We start from the raw sequence: 6,000 nt of genomic DNA, 5'->3' as shown, positions 1-6,000 counted from the left end.
TGCAAAAGTAGGAAAATATTCCCTCCTACCAAACTTATTGTTAACCTTTAACTAACACACAACCCTAATGCCCTGTCTCTCAAACAAAAGAAATTCTAAGTTTTTTAAACAATAGCACAGCTAAAACCGTTTTGCATGGCAAAACCATCTTCAGCATACAATCATTTAGCTTTTTGCGCTAAACCTGATCAATATAAAAAATGCCTAAAATCCTTGTGTTCGGCTCCTAAAGCAACCTAAAAAAGAGCAATTAATTTTGTTAGCACCCCCAAACTGATTAAATGATTGCGCCAAGCCGCAATAAAAATTGCAATCCGGTAGGACTTACTGTACATCGCTTAGCAAATAACGAATCTGAAAAGTTATGCTTTAACAGCTATACATATATATATACTACATATAAACCGATCAGTCCAAAAAGCAAAATAATCAAGCATCCTACTATCAGGATAGCACACAGATCGCATCACACAATAAGTTAACGAGTGTTCCCGCCTTTTCAACGATAATTTCCGCCTGTTAAAGGAAAACCACCTACCGCCTCAAATCATCCCCTATAGATTTGCGTCAGTAAACAACTAATTTAAAATTTTATGGAAATCACACAAACACCTGAAAATGCATTGTCTCACTCATCTGTAACCGCAGTTATCAATGCCCCAATTGAAAAAGTAAATATCGCAGACTGGTTATTGAATCTACCAGACGCCGAGTACCAACGTTGCTCAACCCAACATATCGGCGCAGGCATAACCAGTACCTACGACGGCGAACCAATGTCAATCAATGTAGAAACAATCGGTGATGCTTTAATGGTACAACATTATGTAGCTACGGTACACCGTGCAGACTATTGCCGAATGTTGTCTGTCTCGGATTCAATCACCAAAAACGGCCGAACCAAAGTTCAGGTGTTATGGGAACTTAAAGTAACCAAAATAGACGATGCCACCTGTCTTTACACCAATGAGATCCACGCCACCGCTACACCAAAAATGTTCGAATACTTAAAAGAACACAGCGTTAACATTGCTGATGCAGCAGCTTCAAGACAAGCAGCCTCTGATACACATAATCGTGAAGAAACACCAAACTTTGCAAAAAGCATAGAAAACAAAGCTTTAACCGGCAAATACAACCAACCATTCTAATCAGTCATCTGGACTGAGCGTGCCAACAACACGCTCAGTTCCTTATTTTAAATATTATGGAGGCAACATTATTTGAAAAGCTGGTAGGCACCTGGAGCCTGGTTGAATTAATTGAAGTACCTGTAAATGGTGGAGAAATCACCTACCCCATGGGTAAAAACGCCAAAAACAACTCTTGAGCCACACCATGTACATTTCGCTGTTCCCAAATTGGACAGGTCAAACACAAAAGCGTATCGTAGTGTTTAAAGATGGATTCCTGCATCTGGAAAGTCACGAACCCTTTACCACGAACTCAAGGCTAGTAACACATAAGCTGACCTGGAAAAAGATTGAAAATTCTAACACACACCTAGAACCCTAAATAAATGAAAGCAATAGTAATAACAAGACATGGTGGCCCTGAAGTATTAAAACTGCAGGATTACCCGAAACCGGAAATACACGGAGACCAGGTTTTAATAGAAGTAAAAGCTGCTGGCCTGAATCGTTCTGACGTTTTCCAGCGCGAAGGCAATTATCCGGCACCTGAAGGCGCTCCGGCAGACATCCTCGGTCTTGAAGTGGCGGGTGTTATCGTACAATGTGGACCCGATGTTGTCGATTTTATAGTGGGCGATAAAGTTTGCGCGCTCCTGGCAGGCGGCGGTTATGCAGAATACGTGAGCGTACGCCAAGGACAGTGTTTGCCAATTCCTTCCAATCTAACTTATGAAGAAGCTGCAAGTTTACCGGAAACCATATATACGGTTTGGTCAAACGTTTTTCAGCGAACCGCTCTTCAACCGGGGGAAAGCCTATTGATCCATGGTGGCAACAGTGGCATCGGTATCACCGGAATTCAGCTTGCCCATGCACTTGGCTCACGGGTAACAGTCACGGTAGGCACCGAAGAGAAAGGACAGAAATGTCTTGAACTCGGTGCAGATGCCTATATCAATTATAAAACACAGGATTTTGAAAAGGAACTACAGGAGGAAGGCGTTGATGTTATCCTGGATATGATAGGTGGTGATTACCTCCGAAAAAACGTAAACATCTTAAATCCTGAAGGGCGGTTAGTTCACATCAATGCTGTGGATGGCAGTAAAACCAACCTTGATATTTCGAAAGTAATGACGAAACGCCTGACCATAACCGGAAGTACGTTAAGAAGCAGGGCGTATGATTTCAAGAAACAACTAACAGCTGAAGTAAAAAAACACGTTTGGCCTTTAATTAAATCCGGACAGTTCAAGCCCGTTGTGTTTCAGACATTCTCATTTTCTGAGGCGGCAGAAGCACACCGGTTACTTGAAAAAAATACGCACACGGGCAAGATTATACTCGTCCGATAAAACAGTGCGAACCCAAAATACTTACAGCTGCTTTTTTAAATATTAAGCCTTCTTTTTTATCGGAAACCCGCGATGGCAATCTGCCCACATGACCTGTTTCTGTATACTTTCCCTGCCGGCAACTTCCGTTTTTGTTACCTCAGTCAATTTTTGAGAGAAGCGTCCATTGTTAAATTCAGCAAACAAGAACGCCGAGGGAGAAAACTCAGGTGTATTTAACATGATGTGTATATCTTCTTCCGCTTTAAAATAATGCAGGCCGACTGCCACTACGCACAAAGTTCCAGGAACAACATCCCAAACCAAATCCTGAGCTGCAAAAAGTTCGTCGCTGCGCTTAATCATCATTTTAGTTTTAGCCATGCGCTTAACATGTCCACCATTCAGATCGTATTGAACCGGCTGGATGTGGACCTGGCAATGTGTGGCACTGGCGGGAAACTTGATGTTTTCAGCGATGCTGAATTCCGGAATGTTGACAGTCAGTCGATTTTCAGCAAGTGACACAGCCGGCAAAGGCCACAAATAAGACTTTAATGGAGAATATATGTTGAACTCGCTAAAATAGCTATTGGTAAAATTAAAGGTTTGTGTTTCTTTATCGTAACACTGTAATAAGACCGCAAGCATTTCTTTGTTAAGCCTTGTCATCAAAGTGGTGTCCTGCTGACCAACAGCATTCATATTAGACCTTACTACTTTCGCAAACGAAGATACCCCACCAAAAAACTTTGCGCTTTTCTTGGTTGCATCGGTCTGCCGGACGTCCTTAACTCTTGATGAAATAATGCCGTCTTTTTTACCTCGTCTGTAGGTTACGCGCCCTACATTCCCTATGATGTCTTTTCCATTAAACCGTGCCATAATATGATTTATTACATGAGCTATTTATTTAATAATGAGATCAATATACGCAATAAAAGCTTCATATCAAAGTACATCTGAATCCATTATCAAAATATATTAAGTACGTACTGAGTCCATGTTTTCCTAAAAAACTATAGTATCAGTATGGACTCACTATGGACTCATCATGGACCCATATGCAATTAGGTAGCAAGCAGCTTGCATGCTTTTCCTAAGTATTTTAACATCATTTCCCATCAATAATTAAGGAAGTATTTTCTGAATTATCTTTACACACCTTCTTTTACCATAAAAATCATTTCAACCAATCCACAAGCCAATATCCTCCGCTAATACAAAAAATGCCCGCGTGATATCGCGGGGCATTAATCTAGCCTGGTAATCGTGCGTTTTAATATTGTCCGATAGACAGCAGCACCAATGTACAAGCCTCTACGGGCTCAATAGCGTTAGTTCTCAATAAACCTTCCAGCTCCGGGTTTTCGGTCCCTGGGTTAAAAATAACACGCTTCGGATTTGTCTTCAGGATATATTCGTAATAATCAGGTTGCCGATCCGGACCTATATATAAGGTAATCGTATGGATGTCATCATGGATTTTTCCAGGTTGTTCGATATCAACCCCGGCAACAGCGCCAGTTTTGATACCCACATTAACGATGTCATGTCCTTTTTGCTTCAGCATCTGCGCCGCGCGATAGGCATAACGGCTTGGATTTGGTGTTGCACCTATGATTAATGTATTTTTCATGGCTTTAAGTTTTTGATAGCTTTCCCGGAATCCAAATAAAAAAACCGCCTGGGTGATTAAATTTTTAAGATCCTGTTATAATATATATATACAACAGCTTGTTCTGCCAGATGGTTTTTTAATATGTTCCTAAGCTTGCAATCGCATTGGCACAATTGATGCCGTCAATTGCTGCAGAAACAATCCCTCCTGCATAACCTGCACCTTCGGCACAAGGGAATAAGCCTTTTACTTCAGGATGCTGAAATGTTTCTTTATCTCTTGGAATCCTTACCGGGGATGAACTTCTGCTCTCCACTCCTACTAAGATGGCTTCGTTGGTATAATACCCTTTCATTTTCTGACCAAATACCGGTAAGGCACGCCTTAAGCTGGAAGCTACAAAATCAGGAAGAATAGTTTTCAGCATGGCACTTTTTGTTCCGGGCAGGTAAGAATTTTTAGGCAGATCGGCCGAAAGCCTGTCTTCCACAAAGTCTATCATCCGCTGCGCGGGAGCAACAAGATCACCTCCACCAACGTCGAATGCCTTCTTTTCAATCTCCATCTGGAAACGCATCATCCGCAAAGGATCATCACCAGGAACATCATCCAGGGTAATCTGAACTACCGTCCCTGAGTTTGCGTAGGGGTTGTTACGTTTGGAGGGCGACCAGCCATTAACTACCACTTCGTTTTCGTGCGTAGCACAAGGGGCGATAATGCCGCCCGGGCACATGCAGAAAGAGAACACGCCGCGTTCGGCCACTTGCTCTACTAAACTGTAATAAGCAGGAGGCAGAAATTCACTTCTGGTATCACAATGGTACTGCGCATGGTCAATAATCTCCTGTGGGTGCTCAATCCGTACACCGAGTGCAAAGGGTTTTGCTTCAAGTAAAATTCCTTTGTGCTGCAGCAGTTCGTAAATATCACGGGCAGAGTGGCCGGTAGCCAGGATCACAGCATCAGCTAACAACTCATCACCAGAACTTAATACCACACCGTTAATCTTTCCATCTGCAATAAGCAAGTCGGTAACTTTTTGTTCAAAGCGTACTTCCCCTCCTGCTTCAAGGATCGTTTCGCGTATAGCCGTGATAATATGTGGTAATTTATTGGTACCAATATGTGGACGTGCATCAATCATGATATCCTCATCTGCACCATGCTGCACAAAAGTTGCAAGTACCTTATTGATGTCTCCACGTTTGTTGGAGCGCGTATATAATTTACCGTCGGAATAGGTTCCAGCACCGCCTTCTCCATAACAATAGTTGGATTCGGTATTCACCAGGCCTTCTTTATTGATCGCAGCAAGATCCCGGCGACGTTGTTTTACATCCTTTCCACGTTCTAATACAATAGGCTTGTACCCATTTTCGATGCATTGCAAAGCGGCAAATAACCCCGCAGGCCCGGCACCAACCACAAGTACAGGCTTCGCATCACCCACATTTGGATAAGGAGCAGGATCTTCTGATGGCAGCGGATGTTCATCGATAAACACCTTTACCTGCATGCGATAAACGACATATCTTGATCGGGCATCTATAGATCTTTTCATGATCCGATAGTCAAAGATCCTATTTTGTGGAATTCTGAGACCCGTGGCAAGCGTCTTTATTAGCACTTCCCGATTTTGAAAACCCTCGGGCGCCATTTTTATTTCAATTTCTTTTTGCATAAGCGGTCAGGTTTTTATCCTGAATTGATGCAAAGATACAAAATACTGAATTGATCAGGATATGAGCATAGGCAAACACATCTTTCGCTACCAAGTCAGACTGACCGCTGTATTTAATTTCTGTCCTTTTGACCCGAATTGTAACATAGCTATAAATTTGAGTTCTAATGTGTAAATTACCCATATCAAGCAAATGCAGCGTACTGCCGGAAGCTGGTTCTAAAAAGC

The 6,000-nt window shown here is 42.3% G+C and carries 7 protein-coding genes; 4 read left to right on the top strand and 3 right to left on the bottom strand.

All coding sequences use genetic code 11. The features are described from left to right. Positions 1-593: 593 nt before the first annotated feature. From CLV32_RS21270 to CLV32_RS21260, 4 genes are read left to right on the top strand one after another with little or no spacing between them, the layout of a single operon-like run. Positions 594-1,151, top strand: a complete 558-nt coding sequence (locus CLV32_RS21270) for a hypothetical protein (protein ID WP_133558973.1) — start codon at positions 594-596, stop codon at positions 1,149-1,151. A 56-nt stretch (positions 1,152-1,207) separates the two neighbouring features. Then, a complete protein-coding gene (locus CLV32_RS23395) occupies positions 1,208-1,330 on the top strand; it encodes a lipocalin-like domain-containing protein (RefSeq protein ID WP_166642001.1) in 123 nt (40 codons plus the stop codon). Between the two features lie 8 nt (positions 1,331-1,338). Next, on the top strand, positions 1,339-1,515 hold the full coding sequence (locus CLV32_RS23485; protein WP_133558972.1) for a lipocalin-like domain-containing protein: 177 nt from the start codon (positions 1,339-1,341) through the stop codon (positions 1,513-1,515). A 4-nt stretch (positions 1,516-1,519) separates the two neighbouring features. After that, entirely contained in the window at positions 1,520-2,488 is a 969-nt protein-coding gene (locus tag CLV32_RS21260; RefSeq protein ID WP_133558971.1) for an NAD(P)H-quinone oxidoreductase, read from the top strand. Positions 2,489-2,530: 42 nt separating this feature from the next. Here the strand turns inward: CLV32_RS21260 and CLV32_RS21255 are convergent, their stop codons facing one another. From CLV32_RS21255 to CLV32_RS21245, 3 genes are all read right to left on the bottom strand, one after another. Continuing rightward, positions 2,531-3,352: a hypothetical protein gene (locus tag CLV32_RS21255; protein ID WP_133558970.1), complete on the bottom strand. Its 822-nt coding sequence runs from the start codon at positions 3,350-3,352 to the stop codon at positions 2,531-2,533. Between the two features lie 394 nt (positions 3,353-3,746). Then, positions 3,747-4,106: a CoA-binding protein gene (locus tag CLV32_RS21250; RefSeq protein WP_133558969.1), complete on the bottom strand. Its 360-nt coding sequence runs from the start codon at positions 4,104-4,106 to the stop codon at positions 3,747-3,749. Between the two features lie 118 nt (positions 4,107-4,224). Next, positions 4,225-5,772 (bottom strand): NAD(P)/FAD-dependent oxidoreductase, encoded by a 1,548-nt coding sequence (locus tag CLV32_RS21245; RefSeq protein WP_133558968.1) that lies wholly within the window; start codon positions 5,770-5,772, stop codon positions 4,225-4,227. Positions 5,773-6,000 lie beyond the last annotated feature (228 nt).

Origin of the sequence: Pedobacter duraquae, from assembly GCF_004362245.1 — a bacterium.
Taxonomy (GTDB): Bacteria; Bacteroidota; Bacteroidia; order Sphingobacteriales; family Sphingobacteriaceae; genus Pedobacter; species Pedobacter duraquae.
The sequence above is the reverse complement of the archived record's forward strand: the minus strand, read 5'-3'. Positions and strand labels throughout refer to the sequence as shown.

Coding starts and splice junctions, on each gene's coding strand:
- CLV32_RS21270 (WP_133558973.1), top strand. CDS start 594: ATGGAAATCACACAAACACCTGAAAATGCATTGTCTCACTCATCTGTA.
- CLV32_RS23395 (WP_166642001.1), top strand. CDS start 1,208: ATGGAGGCAACATTATTTGAAAAGCTGGTAGGCACCTGGAGCCTGGTT.
- CLV32_RS23485 (WP_133558972.1), top strand. CDS start 1,339: ATGTACATTTCGCTGTTCCCAAATTGGACAGGTCAAACACAAAAGCGT.
- CLV32_RS21260 (WP_133558971.1), top strand. CDS start 1,520: ATGAAAGCAATAGTAATAACAAGACATGGTGGCCCTGAAGTATTAAAA.
- CLV32_RS21255 (WP_133558970.1), bottom strand. CDS start 3,352: ATGGCACGGTTTAATGGAAAAGACATCATAGGGAATGTAGGGCGCGTA.
- CLV32_RS21250 (WP_133558969.1), bottom strand. CDS start 4,106: ATGAAAAATACATTAATCATAGGTGCAACACCAAATCCAAGCCGTTAT.
- CLV32_RS21245 (WP_133558968.1), bottom strand. CDS start 5,772: ATGCAAAAAGAAATTGAAATAAAAATGGCGCCCGAGGGTTTTCAAAAT.